Genomic DNA, 25,745 nt, shown 5'->3' on the forward strand with positions numbered 1-25,745 from the left:
GATACGATGTTATTTATTGATAATAAAGGGATTACAGATCCTAGAATAAACTTAGCGATTGAAGAATATTGTGTGAAGAATTTAGATATTAACGAAACATATTTACTGTTCTACATTAACAAACCTTCGATTATCATTGGTAAAAACCAAAACACAGTAGAAGAAATTAATGCAGATTACGTAAAAGAACAAGGTATTCATGTCGTTCGTCGTCTATCAGGCGGAGGCGCAGTATATCATGATTTAGGAAACTTAAACTTCAGCTTTATTACGAAAGATGATGGAGATAGTTTCAGCAACTTCAAAAAATTCACAGAGCCTGTAACGAAAGCGCTTGGTAAATTAGGTGTAAATGCAGAACTAAGTGGCCGTAACGATATTTTAGCTGAAGGTAGAAAAATTTCAGGTAACGCGCAGTTCTCAACGAAAGGTCGTATGTTCAGTCACGGTACGTTACTATTTGACTCTGAAATCGATCACGTCGTATCAGCACTAAAAGTGAAAATGGATAAAATTCAATCAAAAGGAATTAAATCAATCCGTAGCCGCGTTGCGAATATTACAGAGTTCTTAAACGAAAAAATGACGACAGAAGAGTTTAGACAACTTCTTCTAGAAACAATTTTCGAAGGAGAAACAGAAATTCCAACGTACGAATTAACAGAAAATGATTGGAAAGAAATCCATAAACTTTCTGAAGAGCGCTACCGCAATTGGGACTGGAACTACGGAAAATCACCGAAGTTCAACTTACAACATTCACACCGCTTCCCAGTTGGACAAGTTGACGTTCGTCTTGAAGTGAAAAAAGGAGCAGTAACAGAATGTAAAATTTTCGGTGACTTCTTCGGATCACTAGATGTTCATGACATTGAAGAGCGTCTAACAGGCGTACAATTTGATAAAGATGCATTCACCGTAGCTTTAGAAGGCGTAGATATCGCACGCTACTTCGGTAATATTACAACAGAAGATTTCTTGCATTTATTCTTCTAAAAGAAGAAGCCATCCCAAAATACCTTTTGGGATGGCTTTTTTATTATGAATTCATTTACCGTTAAAAGCGTCCCTAAAAACATTTACTAGCAGGACATTCTTTTATTATAAAGGAAGTATATATAATTAAAGGAGGATGATCGAAATGAAAAGGATAATACACTTTATATTATTGATCAGCTTCGTTATAGGGATGACAGCTTGTAACGATGAAACTTCTTCAAACCGTACGACTTTGTCTATTGGCAAGCCAGCGAAGGATAATGTCATATATTATACGCATACAAAAAACAAAGAAAAAATAAATAATGTACAAACTATGTTTCAAAATAAGAAATGGAAAAGAAATGAAACGTTTAGTAGCGTTAATAAAACGCCAGATGTTGTCTTGTCGATAGATGAAGAAAATAAAGGATTACCGACACTATATGTTACAGTCTACTTGCATGAAAATGGAGCGGACGCTCTCAATTTGTATGGAGAGTATACGGCTTTAAATAAAGAGGAAGTTGAAAAACTTAGGGGAAAGATGAGTGCATATTATCCTACAATGATTTTAGCTACAGTTTAACTATATGTTTGTACCTGTTTCTTTCACATATAATTCTCGTATCTTACTAAAGTGTTCTGGAAGAAAGTGGTCGATGTATATTCAATTAATGGAATATCACTTGCTACTTTAATTTTCTTTTAATATAATTAATTTAGAATTTTTAAATATTCTAAATTTTATAAAGGTGGGGTTTGTGTGAATCTCGTTCAATCTTTGGCTGAAACGGCAAAAAAGAAGGGGGATAAACCGGCGTACATATTTATGGATCAGTCGGTCTCTTATGACCAATTAAACAAAGTGGTCACTAGGTTTTCTAGTAATTTAGCAAAAATGGGCATTGGAAAAGGGGACAATGTCGCATTAGCTGTAGGCAATTCACCACATTTTTTAGTAGGTTTATACGGAACGATGAAAGCCGGAGCAACTGTCATTCCGATTAATCCAATTTATACAGCAGACGAAATACATTACATATTACAAAATGGAGATGTAAAAACAATCATCGTACTCGACGTCCTTCTACCTGTTATACAATCTCTTACAACAAGACTTCCTTCACTTGAAAATATCATCATATGCGAAACCTCATCAGATTTTACTCATACAGAAACGGAAAAAATGAAAACGTTTACTAGTTTTATAGGAACTGGAGATATAGCTTACGAAGGTCCTGAACTAGATGAAGAAGATGTAGCTGTTATTTTATACACTTCAGGTACAACTGGAAAGCCAAAAGGCGCTATGTTAACACATAAAAACCTATATAGTAACGCAAGCGATGTTGCGTCATATTTACAATATACTGCGGATGATCGCGTCGTTGCGGCATTGCCGATGTTCCATGTGTTCTGTTTAACAGTTGCAGTAAATGCGCCGATTGTGAACGGGGCAACGATTTTAATGGTACCGAAGTTTAGTCCGAAAGAAGTATTCCGTATTTGTCGTACGTATGAACCAACGATTTTTGCAGGTGTGCCGACGATGTACAATTACTTATATTTATTTGAAGAAGCAAGCGCAGAAGATGTAAAGACGCTTCGTCTCTGTATTTCAGGTGGTGCGTCAATGCCTGTTGCCCTTCTGCAAAACTTTGAAAAACGTTTTGATGTGATTGTTTCAGAAGGATACGGTTTATCAGAAGCATCACCAGTTACTTGTTTTAATCCATTAGATCGTCCTCGTAAACCAGGTTCGATTGGTACAAATATTTGGCATGTAGAAAATAAAATTGTGAATGAACTTGGGGAAGAAGTACCTGTCGGTGCAGTTGGGGAGTTAATTGTTCGCGGACCTAACGTTATGAAGGGTTACTATAATGCGCCAGAAGATACTGCGGCGACAATTAAAGATGGCTGGCTATATACAGGTGACTTAGCGAAAATGGATGAAGAAGGTTACTTCTATATCGTCGATCGCAAAAAAGATATTGTTTTAGTTGGCGGTTATAACGTATATCCTCGTGAAGTAGAGGAAGTATTATATACTCATGATTCGGTAGCTGAAGTTGTCGTAATCGGTGTTCCTGATGAAAACTTAGGAGAAGCAGTGCGAGCTTACGTCGTTCTGAAGCAAACAAGCGTAACAGAAGAGGAGCTTACGCATTACTGCACGTTACATTTAGCGAAATATAAAGTGCCAAAGAGCATTGAGTTTTTAACAGAATTGCCGAAGAATACAACTGGTAAGTTGTTACGAAGAGCTTTGAGAGAGAAGGCATTGCAAGTATAAAAATAAAGATATCCATCACTATGACTACATGTATAGAGATGGATATCTTTTTGTCCCAAAAAAGCTGGATTAGTTTGGATGGACAAAATTCCTACTCATTAAAGTTTCACGTTATTTTTTAGAATTGGTTAAGCTATAAGCCCATATATTTAAAACGTAATATTGCTAATAAGGAGGAGATATACGTGGAGCAGAAGGAATTACGCTTACGGAAAGTACAATATCTTATTTGTGACATTATGGATGAAATGAATATGGAGAGTGAAAAGAAGAACTTAGAAACATTGCAAAAGGTAATTGATCACCTTTCAGGGGCGATAGGTGATTTAGTTGATCCATCAAGCTCGTATTCTATTGATTATTTGGAAAGAAAAGTTCACACGGCGCATTATTTGCTTTTTAAAAATGAGCGGAAGGCGTACTTATGTAGGAAATAGTATTATTAATTTTATTTGACATTGATAATGATTAAGAAAAAATATGTTAATGCGTTCGTTATAGCAGCAACTTTAGCAGTTCCATTCAGTGGTATTATGGCACCGATCGCGAAAGCAGAAGCGGCAGTAGAAATGAAAGCAAATAGTAAACTTGCAGATGGTACATATGACGTTATTTTAAAAACGTATAAAGATCAAACGAATGAAACATCTGTTGCTTCTACATATTTAAAAAATGTAAAAGTAACAATTCAAGGTGACAAAAAAATTGTTACGTTAACAGTACAAGATAGTAGCTATTTCCAGTATCTTAAAGTAGAAGATACTAATAAATTAGGGACATTCCATGATGTGAAAGTGATCTCTGAAGATAAAACAAATAATGGTACGAAAGTTGTTCAATTTGAAATCGATGAGTTCTCGAAAAAATATAATATGCAAATGCACATATTAATTCCAGCAATTAAATATGACCATAAACATCAAGTGCAGTTTGAAATCGATGCGAGTACAATTGAAAAGAAATCTAAGTTCTCAGATGTACCGACTTGGGCACAAGAGTCAGTTCAATATTTAGTAGACAAAGAGGCAGTACACGGTAAGCCAGCTGGTACATTTGCACCAGCTGAAAATATCGATCGTGGTTCAGCAGCAAAAATATTAGCTACTGTTTTAGGATTAGAAATTAATAAAGATGCGAAGCCATCATTCCGCGATGCTCAAAATCATTGGGCTACACCTTACATCGCAGCAGTTGAAAAAGCTGGCATTGTAAAAGGTGATGATAAGGGTAACTTTAATCCGAGCGGGCTAATTAACCGTGCATCAATGGCTTCTATGCTTGTGAATGCATATAAATTAGAAAGAAATGAAAATATTAAACTACCAAAAGAATTTGCTGATTTAAAAGATCATTGGGGTACGAAGTATGCGAACATTTTAATCCAAGAAAATATTTCAGTTGGAACAGATAATGGATGGGCTCCAGATAAAGCGGTAAGCCGCGCAGAAGCAGCTCAATTTATTGCGAAGACAGATAAGTTAAAGAAATAAATCGAAACTAAAATCAGTGGGATTCTATTCCCGCTGATTTTTAGCTTGTATGAAGTTTCTTATATAATAATTCCGAATTCCAAGTTGACACATGTGAATTACGGAATTAAAATGGAAAGAAATCAAACAGAATACAATAGAAGCTCATCAGAGAAACTGAAGGCGCACAACGTTCACTTTTGTGAATAGATTGTGTGCCTTTTTCTATTGTACAAACTAAGGGGGCTTTATATATGAAACAGTGGAGTAAGACAGCATTAATGAAAAGTACAGGTGTTTTATTATCAGCATTTGTCCTTTTGTCAGGGTGTGGTTCGGCAACATCCACTAACAATTCTGAAGGAAGTGCAGATAAGAAGACAGTCGAACTTTTAAATGTTTCATATGATCCAACGCGTGAGTTATATCAAGATTTCAATAAAGACTTTGCGAAGTATTGGAAAGAGAAGCATGGTCAAACAGTAAATGTAAAGCAATCACACGGGGGATCTGGAAGTCAGGCACGCTCCGTTATTGACGGTTTAGAAGCAGACGTTGTAACACTAGCGCTCGCTTATGATATTGACGCGATTAGTAAGAAGAAACAACTAGCAGAAGATTGGCAGAAGCGACTTGCGGATAATTCTACTCCGTATACATCAACGATTGTATTTCTTGTTAGAAAAGGAAACCCGAAAGGAATTAAAGATTGGGATGATTTAACGAAAAAAGGTGTGTCTGTCATTACACCAAACCCGAAAACATCTGGGGGAGCACGGTGGAACTATTTAGGGGCGTGGGGATATGCACTGAAGAAATATAACAATAGTGAAGATAAGGCGAAAGAATTTGTCGGTCAAATTTATAAAAACGTGGAAGTACTAGATTCAGGAGCACGCGGGGCAACGACAACTTTCGTTGAAAAAGGAATTGGTGATGTGTTAATCGCTTGGGAAAATGAAGCGTTATTATCACAAAAAGAACTTGGAAAAGATAAATTCGAAATTGTAACACCTTCGATTAGTATACTTGCCGAGCCGCCAGTAGCAGTTGTAGACAAAGTCGTTGATAAAAAAGGAACGAAAAAAGTAGCAGAAGGATATCTTGAATATTTGTATTCAGAAAAAGGGCAAGAAATTGCGGCGAAAAACTTTTATCGCCCTCGTAATGAAAAAGTAGCAGAAAAGTACGCATCACAATTTCCGAAAGTTCAATTATTTACAGTTGATGAACTATTTGGAGGATGGAAAAAAGCACAAGAAAAGCATTTTAATGATGGCGGCGTATTCGATCAAATGTATAAAAAATAAGGGGGGATGAGGTGACGTTATATGAGGAAGAAGCGTGTCTTACCAGGGTTTGGATTATCTCTTGGATTTACAATGCTATATATGAGTTTATTCGTGCTTATACCACTTTCTATCGTATTTATTCAAACATCGCAGCTAGGTTGGAAGAAGTTTGCTGGGGTTATAACGAGTGAGCGCGTGCTGCATTCGTATCAAGTAAGTTTCACAACTTCACTTGCAGCGGCAATCGTAAATGCCATTTTTGGTTTATTAATTGCTTGGGTACTCGTTCGCTACACATTTCCAGGGAAGCGGTTATTAGACGGACTAATCGATTTACCATTCGCTCTTCCGACTGCTGTAGCTGGTATTACACTTACGACGCTTTATGCGGAAAATGGCTTTATTGGAAAAATATTTAGTGTGTTTCATATAAAAGTAGCTTTTACCCAGCTCGGCATTATTGTTGCACTTACGTTTATTGGCTTACCATTTGTCGTTCGAATGGTGCAACCAGTGCTGCAAAGTATTGATAAAGAAGTAGAAGAAGCAGCTTCTAGTTTAGGGGCGTCACGCTTCCAAATATTTGTGAAAATCATTTTGCCAGAAATATTCCCGGCTCTACTTGCTGGTTTTTCACTCGCCTTTGCGCGGGCGTTAGGGGAATATGGATCTGTCGTGTTCATTGCAGGTAATATGCCGATGAAAACAGAAATCGCACCGCTTATGATTATGACGAAACTAGAACAATATGATTATGCAGGAGCAACAGCTGTAGCGGCTGTGATGCTTATTATTTCTCTCCTTTTCCTACTACTTATTAATATGATTCAAACTTGGAGCAGAAGGCATGAACTGAAAAGCGAATAGGAGGGGAGAAAATGGAACCAACATTATTAGAAAAGAAAATAGTAAAAAGCGTATCAGTTAAAAAAGAATCTAAGTTTGTACCCATTCTATTCATTACGATAACAGTTTTATTTTTATCTCTCTTTCTATTACTGCCGCTCGTGACAATTTTTATGAAAGCGTTCGAACGAGGAATTGATGTATATATTGCCGCAGTAACAGATCAAGAAGCATTTTTGGCAATTAGGTTAACACTTCTCGTTGCTTTAATCGTTGTGCCGCTGAATACGATATTCGGAATAGCTGCGGCTTGGCTTATTACGAAGTTTCAGTTTAAAGGAAAGCAACTATTATTATCTCTTATTGAACTGCCGTTTGCTGTATCACCAGTCATTGCAGGATTAGTATTCGTTTTACTTTTCACACCTCGTGCGAATCTTGGCGGATGGTTAATGGAACACGGGATAAAGCTCATCTTCTCTGTCCCTGGCATTATCATTGCGACGATATTTGTTACGTTTCCGTTTGTTGCGCGTGAATTAATCCCAGTTATGCAGGCGCAAGGAAAGAGTGAAGAAGAAGCGGCTCTATCACTTGGCGCAAGCGGCTGGAAAATGTTTTGGCGCGTCACATTGCCGAATATAAAATGGGGCCTTTTATACGGCATGATTTTATGTAATGCCCGGGCCATTGGTGAATTCGGAGCGGTTTCCGTTGTGTCTGGTCACGTGCGCGGCGTTACAAATACGATGCCGCTTCATATTGAAATTTTGTACAATGAATATCAATTTTCAGCAGCGTTCGCTGTGGCGACTTTAATGTCACTCATCGCAGTTTTTACGCTCGTTATAAAAAACTGGATTGAATGGAGAATGGAAAAACGAAAATAAGGAGTGAGTGCGGTGAGTATTCAAATTCAAAATGTATCAAAACAATATGGTACATTTCAAGCGCTGACAGACATTCATTTGGATATTCCAAAAGGTGAACTGGTCGCTTTATTAGGCCCATCAGGTTCTGGGAAGACGACGTTATTACGAATTATTGCAGGACTAGAAGAAGCAGATGGAGGCTCCATTTCATTTGATGGAGAAGATTTAACTGATATTCACGTAAAAAACAGGCAAGTCGGTTTCGTCTTCCAGCACTATGCACTTTTTAAACATATGAATGTATTTGAAAATGTCGCTTTCGGTTTAAAAGTAAGAAAGAAAAACTTACGACCTTCAGCTGAAGTAATAAAAGAAAAAGTAACAGAACTATTGAAACTAGTAAAAATGGATGGTTTCGCAAAACGTTATCCAGCGCAATTATCTGGCGGACAACGCCAACGTATCGCACTAGCCCGGGCACTTGCAGTCGAACCGAAAATTTTATTGCTAGATGAACCGTTTGGTGCACTTGATGCAAAAGTACGGAAAGAATTGCGAAGATGGCTCCGGAAACTACATGACGAATTTCAAATTACGAGCGTATTCGTAACGCATGATCAAGAAGAAGCGCTAGACGTTGCGGACCGCATCGTTGTAATGAATGAAGGACGCATTGAACAAATGGGAACGCCGGAAGAAGTATATGAAAAACCAGCAAGTCCGTTCGTATATGACTTTTTAGGAAACGTGAATTTATTTCACGGCCGCGTTCATAAAGGTAAGCTAAATGTAGGATCAGTGGAGCTAGAAGCACCAGAGCATAAGCACGTTTCAAACGTAGACGGAGTGGGATACGTAAGACCACATCACTTATCAATCGATCGTACGAAACAAAGTATAGATGCCATCCCGGCGAAAGTAACATACTCACATGCAGTTGGCCCTGTCGTATATGTAGAATTGAAGCGCGACGGAACAGATGAGTATTTAGAAGCAGAAATTAGTAAAGAACAGTTTAGACAGTTAGGCATTCAAACAGGTGAGTTTGTATACGTACATCCGAGAGAAGTGAAAGTGTTTATTCCGGAGGATTTTGTGATTTAAGAGAGTTAAAATCAGCAATCTATTAATAAGAGGAAGCCTCCTAAAATATATTTTGGGAGGCTTCCTCTTTGTTTGTAGTGATAGTTTTTCGTATGCGAAATGTAGTGGGGAAAAACTATAGATATCATAAGAAGAGGGGGAGCGTGTTCAAACAGTTATTTGGTATGAATAGTAAGGAAGATATTCTAATTACCCGCTATAAATAATGGTATTACAGTTAGGGAACCATATTTACCCCAGGAATATGAAGATCAGTGTACTAGATTCATTGAATGTTAGAACAAAATCGAAAGTGAAAATAAAAGGTTAGTTGAATGATGTTCATATCATGTCGCTAGCGAACAATAATAGATAAGATTATTGTTAATCTTTAAATATATAACAAAAACAGTTATCTGTAATGACATTTATAAAATTTTTGTTAAATTGTCGGATTTTGTGCACAAAATCTTCAAAACTTTAAAACTATATTTACTTTACTCTTTCCTTTGTTTAAATTGTGATATGTAACATTATATATGTTAAAAATATTTCAGCGAGGTGAGTTTATGAAAGAAAAGAAACAAAAGAATTGGTATAGGTATTTAATCCAACTTATGGTAGTTGCATTAATTGTTACCTCTATACCACTGAATGGATTGGCGGAAACAGCACCACCGTTTACACCATCTCCGAATTCAGAACAAAGTCCAGAAGTGGAAAAGAAAGAGGAAAAGGAGTTACCAGCTCCACATCCAGATCAGTTAAAGAAGGATAAGGCTAAAGCACAAGCAAATCCAACTGAGATTGTAGAAGAAAGAACGGAAACAGAAAAAGTCTTCGATAATAATGATGGTACATATACGAAAAAGGTATATACGGAACCAATTCATGTTGAGAAAGATGGAAAGTTAGAAGAAGTTTCACCCAAATTAGTAGCAGAACCAAATGAAAAAATTGTAACGGAAAATACAAAGTTAGAACCAGTGTTCGAGAAAACAGCACAAGATGGAAAGTACGTTCAATTTAAAGTAAAAGATCATAATATTCAGTACAAATTAATGAGTGCAAATGGTGAAAAAGGTGAAGTGAAGCCGTCACCAGTTACTGCAACACATGAAAATAATACAGTCTGGTATAAAGGGATCTTCCCGAATATTGATTTAAAGAGTACGACGTTTAATGAAAATGTAAAAGAAGACTTTGTTTTGCGTGAGTATACAGGACATCATATTTTTACGTTTGCATTAGAAACAGATTTAACACCGAATATACAGGAAGATGGTTCAATCGACTTCCAAAATGAGAAAAAAGAAAAAGTCTTCACATTACCGAAACCGTATATGAACGATTCAAATGTAGATCAACAATCAGGTGAGGCTGTAACGTCAGATGCGGTTCGTTACAATATTGAGAAGACAGATGAAAAAACATATACGTTAACTGTTACAGCGGATCCAAAGTGGTTACAAGCGCCGGAACGAAAATATCCGGTATATGTAGACCCTTCAATTGAACTGGATAACTTTGAAAATGCTTATGCTTCAAGCGCGTATCCAACTGTCAATTATTCAGGAGGAAAGCTTTGGGATGCTGGTCAAAATGCTTATACATTAAAAGTAGGTTATTATGACGGGGCCTCTGGGACAAACTTTTCATTCATTAAACCAGACGTTTCAAATTTAAAAGGTGCAAAGATTGAAAGTGCAACATTCCATGCCTATGCAGTTTGGCATTATTATGGAAATCAACCAAATGGTGTTTGGTTAGATGAAGTTACAGGTGGATGGAATGTCGGAGGTATTAACTGGAATAATAAACCAGGTTCTAACAACATTGCACACGCTGATGTAGGCCGCGGAAAATGGGCTCAGTTCAATGTAACGAATACAGTGAAAGCATGGGTAGAAGGTGCGAGACCAAACAACGGTTTTAAGCTACATGCAAATGGAAATGGTCAGAATCATTGGAAAAAGTTTATTGCAGCTGAAAACGGAGAAAATGCACCGTACTTAGAAGTTAAGTATTCGTATGCAAAACCGAATACACCGAGAGTACAAGCTTACTCGAATGGGAGTGGAAGTAGTTCAGGTCACTTTAATGTACAATGGGATCCAGTTCCAGGAGCAACAGAGTATAAAGTAGCTATTTTTAATGGATATGACTATGAATATATTTCAGTTGGTAATGTGACAAGTTGGACAACGAAGGATAAAAAAATATTCCCAACGCCAGAAGAAATTGCACAAGGGCGTTACTGGATACATGATGACGGACAAGGTGCAGAAGCACCTACTGACCCAGGACAAATATATATAAATGCTTATCAAGCAGGAGGTCCATACGGGGATTATAGCGGAAGAAGTAGCTACTGGATTCGTATTGTGGCAGAGTATCCATTTGGTGATAGTCCGCTTTCTGATGGAGTAGTTCCATTTATTCCACTAGAACAAGTGAAAAAGCCAGATGGCTCTGCATATATTAATGCGACAGATCAGCAAACTGGTTATGTAACGCTGAAGTGGGACTCAGTTCCAGCAGCAACAGGTTATAAAGTTTGGATTTATAACGGAAAAGATTACGAAGCGTTCGATGTGGGAAATAAAACAAATTGGACAACGCAAAATGAGAAGATTTGGCCAACGAAAGATGAAATAACGAAAGGCCAATATTTACTTCATCACGATAAAAAAGGTGCAGAATTAGCAGTTGATCCATCACCTGTGTATAAGAATTCTGGTGGAATCTATGCAGGTTCGAAAAACTACTGGTTCCGTGTAACAGCGTATAGTAAAGTAGGGCATGCTGAAAGTGAAATTTCGCATGAATTTGTACCTAAATTCTCCCAAGACTTTGGATTCATGGGGATGTTTGATTACTGGGCATCAGTTCCGGTGTTAAATGGTAAAGTAAATGCTACAAATGGTAACTTTATCATGAGTGAGAAAGATATTACGTTATCAGGGCGCGGACCGGATGTATCAGTAGAAAGAACTTATAATAGCCAAAGTAAAAAGATAGGTTTATTTGGTACGGGTTGGTCTAGTGGATTAGAAGAAAGAATTTGGGCCGACGGAAATGGAAACTTACTTTTAATTTCTGCCGACGGTGCGAATATTACCTTTACTAGAACGGGAGATAATACGTATCAAGCTCCTACTGGTATATATTTAGAAATTAAGCAAGTATCAGGTGGGTATGAAATAAAAGATAAAGACCAAACTGTTACTTTCTATAAATCTGGCGATGCACAGGGGCGTATTGAGTATACAAAAGATAAATATGGAAACACGACGACATATGAGTATGATGGTGAATCCCGTTTATCAAAAGTAAAGAACGCTTCTGGTAAAGAGTTATTAGTACAATATGATGGAAATAATAAAAAAGCAGCAAGAGTAATCGGTCCAGATAACAAGACGATTACATTTAAGTATGATGGTGATTTACTAGTTTCTTCTACAACACCAGAAGGAAAAGTATATAAATACGGATATGATAATGGATTACTAACATCTATTTATGATCCGCAACATACAGATGCAAAACCATATAAAACATCGTATGCATACGAAAATAATAGATTAGTAAAAGTGACGGATCCATTAGGAAAAGCTACAACATTATCATATAATACGGATGCGAAAGAAGTTACGTTAACGAATCCAAAAGGGCGTAAGACTGTTTATACGTATAACGATGCTGGAAATCCAGTGAAAACAGTCGAAGATTCTGGGCGTCTGAATTTAACAACGGCGTATGAATATAATGCAAATAATTTAGTGAAAACTACGACTCCTAAAAATCAAACAGAAACTGCGACCTATGACGGTAATGGGAATGTTACGTCTGTTACCGATGAAATGGGGACAGAAAAGTTTGAGTACAATAAAGACAATGGGATTATAAAGGCGACAGATAACGAAAATCGTGAAACGACTGTTGCTTATAAAGCAGCAAATACAGAAGTATCTGAAACAGATCAATCCGCACATACTTCTTCTGTTACACATTATGATAAATATGGAAATCCAATTGAAACAAGTAAAGAGCTGGGGACAGGCGAAAATTTGATTCAAAATCCAAGCTTTGAAATGAATAACACTGAGAGATGGAATGAAGAGAAGACTAATAGTCATGGATCATTGAAAAAAGATGAAATATTCGCGCCAGGTGGATTGGGTGGATCTTCATCTTTACAAATGATAGTAAAGGCGCAAAATGCTGGTTGGGGATACCATAGTGCGATTCAAGATGTGGTAGTAGAACCAAATACAACATACACATTAAGTGGGATGATGAAAACATCATTAACTCACGCTGGTGCATTTTTTAATGTTCAGTTATTAAAAGAAGATGGAACTCCTCTTGGAAGTGGAAATAACTGGTTTGATACACGTCATAATAGGATAGAGGGCGAGAAAGATTGGACGAATCGCCAAGTAACCTTTAAGACAACAGATCAAACAAAAAAAGTTAGAATATATCTACAAGTTGATTATAATCGAGCGGATTCAAGTGGTTCAGCATGGTTTGATAAGATTCAATTGGAAAGAGGAGAAGTGTCTTCCAGCTTTAATCCAATTGAAAATAGTAGTTTAGAAAATATAGCGGGAAATGGCTGTATGCCAGGTTGGATTCGGGGAGATGGAACAAGTTGTGATGCAAAAGATATTTCTCATAACGAAAGCTTTACAGGAAATTCGTCTATTGTATTAGAACGTAGCCAATATGGAGGTTCAGATGTAGGATATGGCAAGCATATCACTATAAATCAGAAAAAAGCAGAACCAATCACGCTAACAGGAATGTCTAAATCTGAAAATGTAGAAAATACTGCACCAGATAAACTCTCTCGAGATTACTCTATTTGGGCGGATGTGTATTATCAAGATGGAAGTGGGGAAAATTTCCAAGCTAAATTCCCAAGTGGGACAAATGATTGGAATCGTAGTGCATTTGTAATCCCTGCCACTAAACCAATTAAACGTATGGAAGTTTATCTTTTATTTAGAAGAGAAAACAAAGGGAAAGTTTGGTTTGATGATATACGTTTACTAGAAGGAAATGCTCTTATTAAAAATGAGTACGACAACGATGGAAGTGTTGTTGCCACGTATGATGAAGAAGGACAGAAAAACACCTTCACATATGATGCATCAGGAAATAAAAAGAGCGAGACAGATGAAAAAGGAAATACAAAATTATATGATTACAACAAAGATAATCTACTAACGAAGGTTACATTAAAGAATGGTACCTCTGTTAATTATCTGTATAATCATAATGGAAATACAACAGAGAAATCTGTCATGTTTGGTGGGAAAACGCAAACACACAAATATGAATATGATGTAGATAATAAAAATACAGTGTATATCGATGCGTTGAACCGTCGTATTGAACATACGTATGATGAAAATGCAAACAAGATTAAAACAAAAATGCCAAATGGTTCAATTTTAGAATCTGTATATGATACAGCGGATCGCGTCGTTGGTGAAAAGCGCAATGGAAAAGATTCATTTACATTTGAACTTGATCAAAATGGACAAGTCACGAAAGTAAAAGACCATGTCAACGGAGTAGAACGTACTAAGACATACGATAAGGCTGACCGTGTTACAAGCGCAACGGATAGCCGAGGTGGAAAAATTGAATGGACCTATCATGATAAAGCAAACAGTAAGACAGAAAAGTTAAAAGAACAAACGATTACGCAAGGTGGATACACAAATAAAGTATCGTATGACTACAACACGTTAGATCAAAATATTCGTGTGACAGATGGATCTCAAACATATCGATTTGATTATGATGATCAAGGAAATGTTCGTACGTATACAGCCGGAAATGGTTCTGGTTCTACCTTTAACTATGACCATGCGAATAAAATTAAAGATTTAGTAGTAGGTACATCAAACAGTATTCTTCTTTCTGAGCGATATGAATATGACCAAGCGGGTAACCGTACGAAGATTAAACATGAAGGTACGGGCGGAAAAGTAACAGAAACAAACTTTGCATATGACCCAATTAACCAACTATTAAACGAGGCATTACCAAACGGAACAAGTAAATCTTACACATATGACGGATTTGGAAACCGTACGAGTGTGAAAGTTGTAGAGAATGGAAAAGAAACAAAATCTATAGCGGCAACGTTCAATGACGGAAATCAGCTTGTAAAATTCGGAAACGAATCGTTAACGTATGATGCGAATGGAAACCGTACATCAGACGGAAAGTACAAGTATACATGGAATGAAGATGACCAGATTGTAGCGATTACAAAACAAGGTGAGGGCGATGCATTTGCGACTTATAAATATGATAATGATAGTCGTCGTATTGAAAAGAGTGTAAATGGTCAAGTAACACGCTACTTCTATGATGGAGATAGCATTAATCCGTTATATGAGACGGATGGTAGTGGAACTGTACTTCGTCAATATGTATACTCTATGGATGGCGCACGTTTGGCAATGAAATCAAAAGGGCAAACGTTATACTATCACTACAACCCACGTGGTGATGTAGTTGCGATGACAGATCAAAATAGAGAAGTTGTAGCAACGTATGAATACGATTCATGGGGTAACGTATTAAAGAGTGATACAAAAGGTATAGCAGCAGAGAATCCGTTTGGATATGCGGGATACATGTATGATAAGGAAATTGGTATGTATTACTTGATTGCGAGATACTATAATCCGGAGCATGGTGTGTTCTTATCGGTGGATCCTGATCCAGGTGATGAAGATGATCCTGTTACACAAAATGGTTATACGTATGCGGATAATAATCCTGTGATGAAAGTTGATCCGGATGGACATGCACCCTGGTTACTTATTAATGCAGCTATAGGAGGATACAGTGCTTATCAGGCTTATAAGTCTGGAAAAAGTCGAAAAGAAATTTTATTAGCTGGTGCAATGGGATTTGTTGGCGGTGGAAAAGGAAAAATTGCTAAAAAAGCTGTTGGTTTTGTAAATGATCGTGCCGTAAGAGGATATACTAAACAGATTTTTGAAAAAAGAAGAGCTATCACTCCAAGTAATATTAATCAGCAAAAACGGAAATTCTTAGGTAATAATCATGTGAAAATAAGTGCTGGAAAATGGAGAAGTGCAGATGGTACTAGACAGTTTAGGGCAAAGAAAAATGATATAACAGGTCAACATGGTTTTCCTCATGTACATTTTGAATTTTTAAAGAAAAATGGAGTTGTTAAGAAAAATGTACATGTTAGATATAGTTCAAAGAAAGGGAAAAAGAAATGATAATATTAGAAGTGCAAACATATACAAAAGAAAACTTACAAGAGTATATTGAATTATTCGATGATGAAGAGCTAGAATTAAGCTTAGTGGGTGAAATATCTGATTTGGTATTAAAATTTGATATAGAGGGGGCTCGAAATATATTACATGCTTTAAAAAGCAGTCCAATCCAAAAAGGGATAGAAATAATTTTGGATGAATCAGTAAATTTCAAAGGAACATGTCATGTGAAAAAAGTAAAGATTAACTTTACTAATATATCAGAATTTGAATTATCAAATGTTGTTGAAGATAGTTTATTTTATAAGGATGGTATAGTATTTTTAAGTTTTTATCATGAGGCGATAGATGCTACTATATTTAAATTGGAAGAATGTATTGAAAAATATGTATTTTCTCCTGCTGAGATTATTGATCTTTATTATGAAAATCGAGAAATAACTTTGTATGGCGAATTTGTACATGCAGGAGAAAGATAATAAAAATTAATACAGCTTTTTCATGAGATAATTTTATAAATTAAATATAATTTGTAGATTCGGTGCAGCTCAAAATTTAAACAGGTAGTTTAATTTTGGGCTGCATTTTTTATTTTAAATACCTTAGTACCTCAAAGACAGTAAACATATTAAAAGTGTTAAAGCATATCCTAAACATGCTGGAAATCCTAATAATATCAGGTTTGTAACACGTAAAGAACATTTAAGTCTTCATGGTGGAAAGTAGGTGAGTCACTAGTTTGCCTATGGGCATAAAGGTTTATCGTTTTGAAGGAGAATAGATAAAAGGAGTTTGAAGTATGCAAAATACTATTATAAAAAAATTGGAACCCGTATATGGGAAAGATACAAAAAATGTAAGAACTGGAACTAGAGTATTTGGAAAAATAGATAAAGTTAATTAGATGAATGTGGTGAATCCGCCGCTTAGTAAAGAAGAGATTCAAGTATTTGAAGATGAGATGGAAATTGTATTTCCAGAACCATATAAATATCTACTATCTCTTATGAACGGAAGTTTTTTGGCGAATTTAGTTCGTATAGCAGGGCAGCCGAAAATTGGTGGTCTTTCTGATGAGGAAGAATATTTTCAACCGTTTGATTTGTATAACTTTCAACAACTATATGCTTTTAAAAAAATTCCTGAGTCATATTTTGTCTTTGCAGATTCAATGGATTTGGGCACAATATATGCTATTAGCGAAGAGAATAGAGTATTAGAATTACATTTAAGAAATAAGAAAGTTTTAAGAGATTTAGGAACCATGGATGAATGGTTGGATCTATTATTAGAAGAAGCGGCGCGAATGGATTATAAGTAAATGTAACGAATGATTAGGAATGATGATTGAGGAGTAGTTTATGAACTTAAAAAATAAAAATGGTTTTTACGTAAGAGAAGATGTACATGGGGAAACGGTATTAGTATCTCAAAAAGCATTAGGAGAGTGTATAGAATATATAAATACATTTAACATTTCTGGAGTGCAAATATGTGATATGTACTATGAATTAGAAGATATCAACTTTTTAAATGAGTGTAAAAATATTACACATTTAATGTTAGACAGCATGTTTTTAAAAGATGTATCTAGTGTATACAATTTGAATAAACTTCAAGATATAGCAGTAATGGACTCTAATTTTAAATTAGAGTTAAATAAATTAACAAACTTAGAGAGCTTGGCGATGTACTGTGATAAAAAAGTGACAGGCTTAGAGGAACTAACGAATTTAAAATCACTTTCTTTATGGAAATACATTCCTAAAAATAGAGATTTGAATGAATTGAAACATTTACGAAATTTAGAAGATATAAGGATTACACAATCTAGAATAGACTCAATTAATGGTATTGAAAATTTTAAGAAATTGCAGTCGTTACAATTAAATTATTTACGCACATTAAAAACGATAGAGCATTTAAAGTATGGGAGTAGAATATTACTTAATTTAGAAATGGAAGCATGCAAAAATATTGAAGACTTTTCTGTTATTCAATGCTTAGAGTCTTTAGAGGTTTTGCACCTTTTCAATTGTGGGGATATACCGACAATAAGTTGTATACAAACATTAGATCATTTAAAACGTTTTTCTTTTTGGGGAAGTGATGTTGTAGATGGTGATGTTAGTTTCTGTGAGGGGATAGAATTTGTTAGTTTTACAGACAAGAAGCATTACTCTCATAAAAATAAGGATTTTAATGATATATAAGAGGGCATTATAATGAGGTTTCCAAAAGATGAAGATGGGCAAGTACTGAATAAATAAAAAGAGTGTTTAATTACTTTCAAGGAGAAAATATGAATATATATATTGAAATGCACAAGCCTGCAACTGAAAAAAATGAATATTTTCTTGTGCTAGATGAAAATGATAACTTTGAAAATGATAAAATTTTAAATTTATTATCATCGGTTAATAGATATATAGTTGATGTTGATACAAGCATGGAACGATTTATGGAAACAATGATATCGAGATTTCATTTATATATTTTAGTGAATTGTGAAGGGATTCAAGAAGAATTAACAAAGGTGCAAAATTAGATTTGGGAAAAAGAATTAAAAGAGCTAAACTGGAAAAAATCCACGGTAAAGAGCACAATTTTAATCAATCATTATGATCCTGCAACTGATATTTTTGATGTGATTTCTCCTGTATGTATGAATGGGAGTCTCATGTTCCTTTTCTCTGAAAAAGAAGTAAACGAAAATGAGTTAGAGCGTATCATAAAGCATATGAAATTTGATCGGACAAGAGTATATTTTAATAAAGAAACAATTGAACTGGCGGGGGAAATGGGTTATATAGTAGGGCATTTTGAAGATGAGTATTATATAGTGTCTTTACGTTCGGAAAAGCAAGTATTTGTTTGTTATGCGGAAGAACGTGTTATGGATTAGAATAAAGCCGCAAAACATGAAGTTTCTACATTGAGAATGAAAATGAACCTAAATTTTTGGGTGCATTTTTTTACAACCTTTATGTGTAGAATCAATGAGAGGGTTTTATTATTAGAAAAAAATGATTTCAATGAAAAACAGTTAGTGTGTTATAGGAGAGAATAAATGGAATCAGTATAATTTAATGAATTAAATTATACATTATAGATAGGGAAAATCCGTATGTTTATACCGGATTTTAGTTCGAAGGAATATATCATTTTTGAAGATTTAGCAGGGCTTTTAAATTTAGAGACAAATTATGATGCAATGGTTTTTGTAAGAAATCAAGTTAAAGAAGCTGGGATAAAAGGAAAGGTTCGTTTTGATTCAGAGAGCGATTGTGTAAAAATATATTCAAGCAATGGGAAGACGTTGTTACAAGTTGCGATTTTAGTGAATGAACTTATAGACGAAGAATTTACATTTGAGAATAAAAGAGAGTATGAACAGTTCATTGGATCTTGGAAACGACCTAAAAAGCAAAAATGGAAAGTTGGGGATGTATTTTCTATCCCTTTACCAAATGAAACATATTTTTTCGGACAAAATGAAGGAAATCAGCTTGTGAAATTCGGAAACGAATCGTTAACGTATGATGCGAATGGCAACCGTACATCTGATGGAAAGTATAAGTATGCATGGAATGAAGATGACCAGATTGTAGCGATTACAAAACAAGGTGAAAGCAATGCATTTGCAACTTATAAGTATGACGAGGATAATCGTCGTATTGAAAAGAATATAAGTGGAACCGTAACACGTTACTTCTATGATGGAGACAGTATCAATCCATTGTATGAAACAGATGGAAGTGGAACTGTACTTCGTCAATATGTATACTCAACAAGTGGCGTACGACTAGCAATGAAATCACAAGGACAAACATTATACTACCACTATAATCCTCGTGGTGACGTAGTCGCGATGACAGATCAAAATAGAGAAGTTGTCGCAAGTATGAATATGATTCGTGGGGTAACGTATTAAAGAGTGATACGAAAGGTATCGCAGCAGATAATCCATTTGGATATGCGGGATACATGTATGATAAAGAAATTGGCACGTATTATTTGATTGCCCGTTACTATAATCCAGATCATGCGGTGTTCTTATCGGTGGATCCTGATCCAGGTGATGAAGATGATCCGGTTACTCAAAATGCTTACACGTATGCTCATAATAATCCGGTCATGAAAATAGATGCGGATGGGCATCATCCATTAATAGTTGCTGGAATATATGGATATCGTGTATATAAAGGATATCAATCCTATAAAAAATTCAAGCAGTTTTCAAAAGCTGCGAAAACTGTGAAAACTTATAAAGGGTCTTTAAGTAATAAAACTACTCTTTACAAAGATGTAACAAGCCCTACTAGCATTGTTAAAAATAGGTCTATTAATATTGATCAGCGACAATTTGGAAGGAACTTGGTGAAAAATGGTTGGGACAAGAAAAAATCTAAAGATGGGACTGTGTCTATATATCTAAAAAACGGTTCTAAATATAGTCTAAGAAAAACATCGAAATCCAAAGGTGAACCTACGGCAGACTTTACTCCTAGGGGCAAGAAAAAGGCGACGGTAAAAATAAGATTCCCGAAAGGAAAAAAGTAAATGTTGAATCTTGAAAAAATCTTTTTAAAAAATCCTGCAGAATTTACGTTTTGGAAAAAAAAGTTAAATAGTGTGTTGAATGTGAACGCTGAATTGCCATCTCAAGTGTTTAAAAAGGGATATAATCAATATAGATGGGTAGATTCTGATTTTTTAATACATGATGTGGGATGGGAAGAATTGAGAGAGCTTGCGCGACTAACAAATGATTTATTTGTAATAGTAGGAGTCTTAGACCCTGATCCTGAAACATACTATTATAAAGAGTTTGGATATTATAATTGGATCAAAATCCCTTGTAATTTGAGTGGAGATCAGTATCTGGATATACTTAATTTATATCCGATAGATAGTCCTGCAGATTCTATGTGTGATAATTCTTCGAAGATTGTTTGGTTCCCGCCTTCGATGGAGTGGGTTATTTTTAGTGACAGAGATTATGAAGTTGGTATATTAGCAAAAAAAAGTGATAGTGAGTTGGAACGTAGATTCGTCTTTTCAAGTGCATGGAACATACTTAATGATGATATGTGACCATCAAATCCTCTGAACTTTGGACAAGAATGAAGAAGGGTACTTACAGTTAGAAAAAACAATAAAAGAGAAATGTCGATTTTATCATATATCAAGTGATTACCCAAATGTGTCGAAGGGGTAGGAACAGATTAAAGCTATTTGGAGAAATGGTTTTTAGAAGGAAGAGCTTATATGAGCTCTTCCTTCTTTATAGTTTAGTAACAGGGTAACAGCGAATAATACCAATAAATTGGAGATCCCCACAACTGAAGTCTCCAATCCTAACCTTTAAGGATTAACAGGTAGAATTCTTGAGTGATTCAACATTCGTAGTCCATATCTATTTTGAATAATCTTCAAGATGAAGGTACCTCATCGTAACGCAAGGTGGATACACAAATAAAGTATCGTATGACTACAATACGTTAGATCAAAATATTCGTGTGACAGATGGCTCGCAAACGTATCGATTTGATTATGACGATCAAGGAAATGTTCGTACGTATACAGCAGGAAATGGTTCAGGTTCTACCTTCAACTATGATCAGGCGAACAAAATTAAAGATTTAGTTATTGGTACATCAAGTCAGACTATTTTCTCTGAACGCTATGAATATGATCAAGCGGGCAACCGTAATGTAATCAAACATGAGTCTCCAAAAAAATGGAGCAGTAACACAGACAAAATATGAGTATGATGCGATTAATCAGCTGACGAAAGAAATGTTCCCGTTAGCGAGGGGGACAAAAACATACACATATGATGGTTTTGGTAACCGTACATCTGTAACAACAAAGAGACTTACCAAAACGACAACAATTGAAGCGCAATTTAATGAGGGGAATCAACTTGTTAAGTTCGGAGATGAATCGTTAACGTATGATGCGAATGAAAATCGTACATCCGACGGAAAGTACAAGTATACATGGAACGAAGATGATCAGATTGTAGCTATCACAAAACAAGGTGAAAGCAATGCCTTCGCAACATATAAGTATGATAATGATAACCGTCGTATTGAAAAGAATGTAAATGGTCAAGTAACACGTTATTTCTATGATGGAGACAGTATTAATCCGTTGTACGAGAAGGATGGTAGTGGAAATGTACTTCGTCAATATGTATACTCAACAAGTGGCGCACGTCTAGCGATGAAAGCAAAAGGACAAACGCTATACTATCACTACAACCCTCGTGGTGATGTCGTTGCGATGACAGATCAAAATAGAGAAGTTGTAGCAACGTATGAATATGATTCGTGGGGTAACGTATTAAAAAGTGAAGTAAAAGGTATCGCAGCAGACAATCTATTTGGATATGCGGGATACATGTATAATAAAGGTATTGGCATGTATGATTTGATTGCGAGATACTATAATCCAGATAAATGAAGGGAGACTAAAAGTGCTTATAGAAATTTTAGAATTTGCTTCTATCTTGGCTTTAGTAGTTGTATTAACATTAACTGTTATGTTGCAAGATATATTTTTTGTAGATATAAATAAACAATATACTGAAACACGTATTGGGGCGATTATTTTTTGTATCCGTATGCTATTCGGGACATGGGTAATATTTGTTACGGAAACTACTATAATTGCTATTTCAAAAGTGATTGTAATTCAATTAATTATTTTACTTCTTATTTGGTCATTCTCGAAGTATGTACAAAAAAATCGTGAAAACTGGCTAATTACTATAGTTGCTGTTGTTATTTATGGTGTTGGTACTTACATGTATATTCAGTTTGCTTTTAGAGGCTATTAATATATCATCAGAAAAATTAGTGATTAGAAAGATTCATTTGTTAAATGTGTGTATGAAGGAAGTACATGAAAAGTTACCATACTACAAAGTAATCCAAGGGATGTTACAGATGCTAGAAAAAGTATGTAAAATGTTCAAGGAGGATTAATGAATGTTTAGTTTTTTATTAGGATTAATTAGTGGGATTTTAGAATCTAGTGGATTAGATTCAGGTTTAAACACTAGAAAAATTGATAGAAATATAAAATGTCTTCAAAATTATGAATGGTTTCAGCAAATATATAATGATACTAAATATAGGAAGTTGTTTTTTACCAATTACAAAGTACGTTCATATTTACAAAGCACGATTAGAGTTAAACTAATAATAAGGAATGAGAAAAATAGACAGAAGTTTTATGCTGTACTGGACAACCAAATAAAGAGAGATAAAAAGTAGTTAATGGGTTAAAGATATACTGTTGGGTGTTCATTAGAAGAAGGAGAGTTGATAGGGACTCTTCTTTCTTTATATATGGAACAGTGTGATGTCATTGCGATGACAGATCAAAATAAAGAAGTTGTAGCAGCGTATGAATATGATGCATGGGGTGTTCTTATCGGTGAATCCGGGTGGTCATTTTGCGCAGTTTATTCCTATTACAATAATAGGTGGATATAGAGTATACAAAGGATATAAAACCTATAAAAGGTAAAGTTTCCTTTGAACAAATCAATATTACTTGGGAATCTTGCAGTAAAGGAGCGTGTGATAATTGGCAATGACGGATGAACAATTCGAGAATTATCTTGTTATGTGTTATGACAAATTAGAAAGTAAACAGCAAAAATTCATTTCGGATTATAATATCTATAACTTTGATGAGTATTGGTATGATCAAGATCAATGTATATTACAGTTTTAAAAAAATGGTCAAGTGTTACTTGAATTTAGTGTTGTTTTTATAGGTTCTTGGTCTGGAAAGAGTAACAGTTGGATGTGGTCTTGGGCTAATGAGAATGTGGCTGATTATGCAAGAAGTAAGTCTAACTGTTTGAAAGATTTACAAAAGATTACAGGAAGTGAGGTTTTTATAAATTCACTTTTTGAATGCGATCAAGAAATGGCGTATGAGCTAGCAGCCTTTTCTATTGAATATTTAGATGCAGCAGGAATGTATATAGCACCAGGTGAGAGAAGTGATTTGTTTATGGCTGTTATGTTATCTGATGCATTGTAAGTAGAGCCTACTAAAAATATGGATAAGGCCCTTTAAAAAATAATAATAAAGTAGGAGAGATATATGGAAGACATTTTTTTTATGGTACTGTGTTTTTTTATAGCCTGTGGAATTATAATTTTTGGAATTATAATAGATAAAGAAATTTTTAAAAAGCAGCGTGTTAACTCACTGCTATTTTCTTTATTAACACCATTCCCAATCGTACTGTCTTTCAGTTTTTATTTGTTTAAGATATTTTCGATTGGTGTAGGAGCAGCTATATTATATTCGATTTTTTATGATGTATATAGTTATTTTTGATTATAATTTATAATAACTTAGTGTGTAAGTACTTGAGAGGTTAAGAAGAAAATAATTATTGATGATAATATAAGGATTTAAAAAGAAAGAAGAGCTGAAAGTGGCTCTTCTTTTTTTTGGATAGTGATTCAATGAATTAAATTTTAAACGAGACATTACAAAACGGAACAAGTAAATCATGCACATATGATGCAAATGGAAATCGTACATCTGATGGGAAGTACAAGTATACATGGGGTGAGAATGACCAAATTATTGCGATTACGAAACAAAGTGAAAGCAATGCATTCGCAACTTATAAATATGATGAAAATAATCGTCGTATTGAAAAGATAGAAGGAAATCAACTTTATATACCTAGGGTACATTGTATAATACAGGATAACTTTATTGTTGTGGACTCTAAATCTCGAAAGTTACAGTTTAAAATTATATGTCCAACATATAAGACATTAGTAGAAGATGATTTTTTGGATGTATATTTAAATAAGTATTCTGATTTTATTCATAAGGAACAAAGTCATTACTATAAAGAGTTTAATTTTCAAGAATGGGAATTTAATATAGAGGGAGAAACTTTTACGGTCCTTAATGGAAACATCCGAATTAGTTATTTATCAATAAGGACCTTTTCTATAGCAATGGAATTAGAATTAAGAGCGAGAAATGGTTTAAGAACGATGGCTACTTTATATTTATATCCCCTTATTAAGGAAGCAGTAACAGATGAGATCAATATGTACTTTAGTAATCTTATTCCTAAAATAGTTAAAGAGGCAGGATCACTGGTGGGTTCAACTAATGGAAAACCGATAGAGGAGCTAAGTCTTGAAGATTTTTCTTTTTCATCAATTTGGGAATGGGACTTAGAAAATGAAAGCTTTGAGTATCAAGATGAAACTTGGGTCAGACCATCAACTGTTAAGAGTATATTTGAAATAGATAATATGGATGTCTTTATAAAAGCAGACTTATTATTAAAGGACGATGATAGTTTATACAAATGTATTTTAAACATAGATGTAGACCAAATAGCGGAGACTTTTTCTGTTATAGAAGGAGCTGTATTTATAAATGAAGAGTATATCGATTTGAAAGATTTTTTATTCAATCCAAAAGTAAATACACAGAAGATAGTTTTTTATATTCAAGATCAAGGATTTGAAAAGATGAGTCCAATAAATTATAGAAAACAACAATGGGATTTAACATTTTCTTGGAGTAAGTAAGGTGAAGGATATAAAATTCTAATT

The 25,745-nt window shown here is 34.9% G+C and carries 18 protein-coding genes and 6 pseudogenes; all 24 read left to right on the forward strand.

The features are described from left to right. Positions 1-6 precede the first annotated feature (6 nt). The 24 genes and pseudogenes from lplA (at position 7) to JFU54_RS21730 (ending at position 25,721) form a co-directional block, all read left to right on the forward strand. Complete coding sequence (lplA, locus tag JFU54_RS21610; RefSeq protein ID WP_201066322.1) at positions 7-996, forward strand: lipoate--protein ligase; 990 nt, start codon at positions 7-9, stop codon at positions 994-996. Between the two features lie 145 nt (positions 997-1,141). Beyond that, entirely contained in the window at positions 1,142-1,567 is a 426-nt protein-coding gene (locus JFU54_RS21615) for a hypothetical protein (protein WP_201066324.1), read from the forward strand. Positions 1,568-1,744: 177 nt separating this feature from the next. Then, a complete protein-coding gene (locus tag JFU54_RS21620; RefSeq protein WP_201066326.1) occupies positions 1,745-3,277 on the forward strand; it encodes a fatty acid--CoA ligase family protein in 1,533 nt (510 codons plus the stop codon). Positions 3,278-3,462: 185 nt separating this feature from the next. Then, entirely contained in the window at positions 3,463-3,714 is a 252-nt protein-coding gene (locus JFU54_RS21625) for a hypothetical protein (protein ID WP_000435464.1), read from the forward strand. A 27-nt stretch (positions 3,715-3,741) separates the two neighbouring features. Then, positions 3,742-4,767 (forward strand): S-layer homology domain-containing protein, encoded by a 1,026-nt coding sequence (locus JFU54_RS21630; RefSeq protein ID WP_201066328.1) that lies wholly within the window; start codon positions 3,742-3,744, stop codon positions 4,765-4,767. A 233-nt stretch (positions 4,768-5,000) separates the two neighbouring features. Further along, positions 5,001-6,056 (forward strand): sulfate ABC transporter substrate-binding protein, encoded by a 1,056-nt coding sequence (locus tag JFU54_RS21635; RefSeq protein ID WP_002011197.1) that lies wholly within the window; start codon positions 5,001-5,003, stop codon positions 6,054-6,056. A gap of 21 nt (positions 6,057-6,077) precedes the next feature. Continuing rightward, on the forward strand, positions 6,078-6,905 hold the full coding sequence (gene cysT, locus JFU54_RS21640; protein WP_063217645.1) for a sulfate ABC transporter permease subunit CysT: 828 nt from the start codon (positions 6,078-6,080) through the stop codon (positions 6,903-6,905). Between the two features lie 11 nt (positions 6,906-6,916). Next, the gene (cysW, locus tag JFU54_RS21645; RefSeq protein ID WP_201066330.1) at positions 6,917-7,774 is read left to right on the forward strand and encodes a sulfate ABC transporter permease subunit CysW; all 858 of its coding nucleotides are present in this window, start codon (positions 6,917-6,919) and stop codon (positions 7,772-7,774) included. Positions 7,775-7,786: 12 nt separating this feature from the next. Further along, entirely contained in the window at positions 7,787-8,860 is a 1,074-nt protein-coding gene (locus tag JFU54_RS21650; RefSeq protein WP_002125843.1) for a sulfate/molybdate ABC transporter ATP-binding protein, read from the forward strand. Between the two features lie 548 nt (positions 8,861-9,408). Then, positions 9,409-16,122 carry a DNRLRE domain-containing protein gene (locus tag JFU54_RS21655; RefSeq protein WP_242489443.1) on the forward strand — a complete coding sequence of 2,238 codons (6,714 nt, stop codon included), beginning with the start codon at positions 9,409-9,411 and terminating at the stop codon, positions 16,120-16,122. Between the two features lie 11 nt (positions 16,123-16,133). Continuing rightward, entirely contained in the window at positions 16,134-16,601 is a 468-nt protein-coding gene (locus JFU54_RS21660; protein ID WP_307838313.1) for a hypothetical protein, read from the forward strand. Between the two features lie 320 nt (positions 16,602-16,921). Further along, positions 16,922-17,443 (forward strand): annotated as a pseudogene (locus JFU54_RS21665) (SMI1/KNR4 family protein). 40 nt (positions 17,444-17,483) lie between these two features. Further along, on the forward strand, positions 17,484-18,335 hold the full coding sequence (locus tag JFU54_RS21670; RefSeq protein ID WP_201066334.1) for a leucine-rich repeat domain-containing protein: 852 nt from the start codon (positions 17,484-17,486) through the stop codon (positions 18,333-18,335). An 89-nt stretch (positions 18,336-18,424) separates the two neighbouring features. Continuing rightward, positions 18,425-19,027, forward strand: a pseudogene (locus tag JFU54_RS21675) (hypothetical protein). Positions 19,028-19,615: 588 nt separating this feature from the next. Beyond that, positions 19,616-20,685, forward strand: a pseudogene (locus JFU54_RS30395) (RHS repeat domain-containing protein); the annotation flags it as partial. Then, the gene (locus JFU54_RS21690) at positions 20,686-21,219 is read left to right on the forward strand and encodes a hypothetical protein (RefSeq protein WP_201066335.1); all 534 of its coding nucleotides are present in this window, start codon (positions 20,686-20,688) and stop codon (positions 21,217-21,219) included. 359 nt (positions 21,220-21,578) lie between these two features. Beyond that, a pseudogene (locus JFU54_RS21700) lies at positions 21,579-22,587 on the forward strand (RHS repeat domain-containing protein); the annotation flags it as partial. A 19-nt stretch (positions 22,588-22,606) separates the two neighbouring features. Beyond that, the gene (locus JFU54_RS21705) at positions 22,607-22,969 is read left to right on the forward strand and encodes a hypothetical protein (protein WP_201066345.1); all 363 of its coding nucleotides are present in this window, start codon (positions 22,607-22,609) and stop codon (positions 22,967-22,969) included. Between the two features lie 151 nt (positions 22,970-23,120). Further along, complete coding sequence (locus JFU54_RS21710; protein ID WP_113936564.1) at positions 23,121-23,408, forward strand: hypothetical protein; 288 nt, start codon at positions 23,121-23,123, stop codon at positions 23,406-23,408. Between the two features lie 75 nt (positions 23,409-23,483). Further along, positions 23,484-23,630: a hypothetical protein gene (locus tag JFU54_RS21715; RefSeq protein WP_207192694.1), complete on the forward strand. Its 147-nt coding sequence runs from the start codon at positions 23,484-23,486 to the stop codon at positions 23,628-23,630. Positions 23,631-23,724: 94 nt separating this feature from the next. After that, positions 23,725-24,189 (forward strand): annotated as a pseudogene (locus JFU54_RS21720) (DUF6882 domain-containing protein). 63 nt (positions 24,190-24,252) lie between these two features. After that, a complete protein-coding gene (locus JFU54_RS21725; RefSeq protein ID WP_201066348.1) occupies positions 24,253-24,492 on the forward strand; it encodes a protoheme IX farnesyltransferase in 240 nt (79 codons plus the stop codon). A gap of 170 nt (positions 24,493-24,662) precedes the next feature. Beyond that, a pseudogene (locus JFU54_RS30400) lies at positions 24,663-24,842 on the forward strand (hypothetical protein); the annotation flags it as partial. Next, a complete protein-coding gene (locus JFU54_RS21730) occupies positions 24,816-25,721 on the forward strand; it encodes a hypothetical protein (protein WP_201067300.1) in 906 nt (301 codons plus the stop codon). The pseudogene JFU54_RS30400 and the gene JFU54_RS21730, both read left to right, overlap by 27 nt. Positions 25,722-25,745 lie beyond the last annotated feature (24 nt).

Source organism: Bacillus sp. TH19 (genome assembly GCF_016651075.1).
Taxonomy (GTDB): Bacteria; Bacillota; Bacilli; order Bacillales; family Bacillaceae_G; genus Bacillus_A; species Bacillus_A mycoides.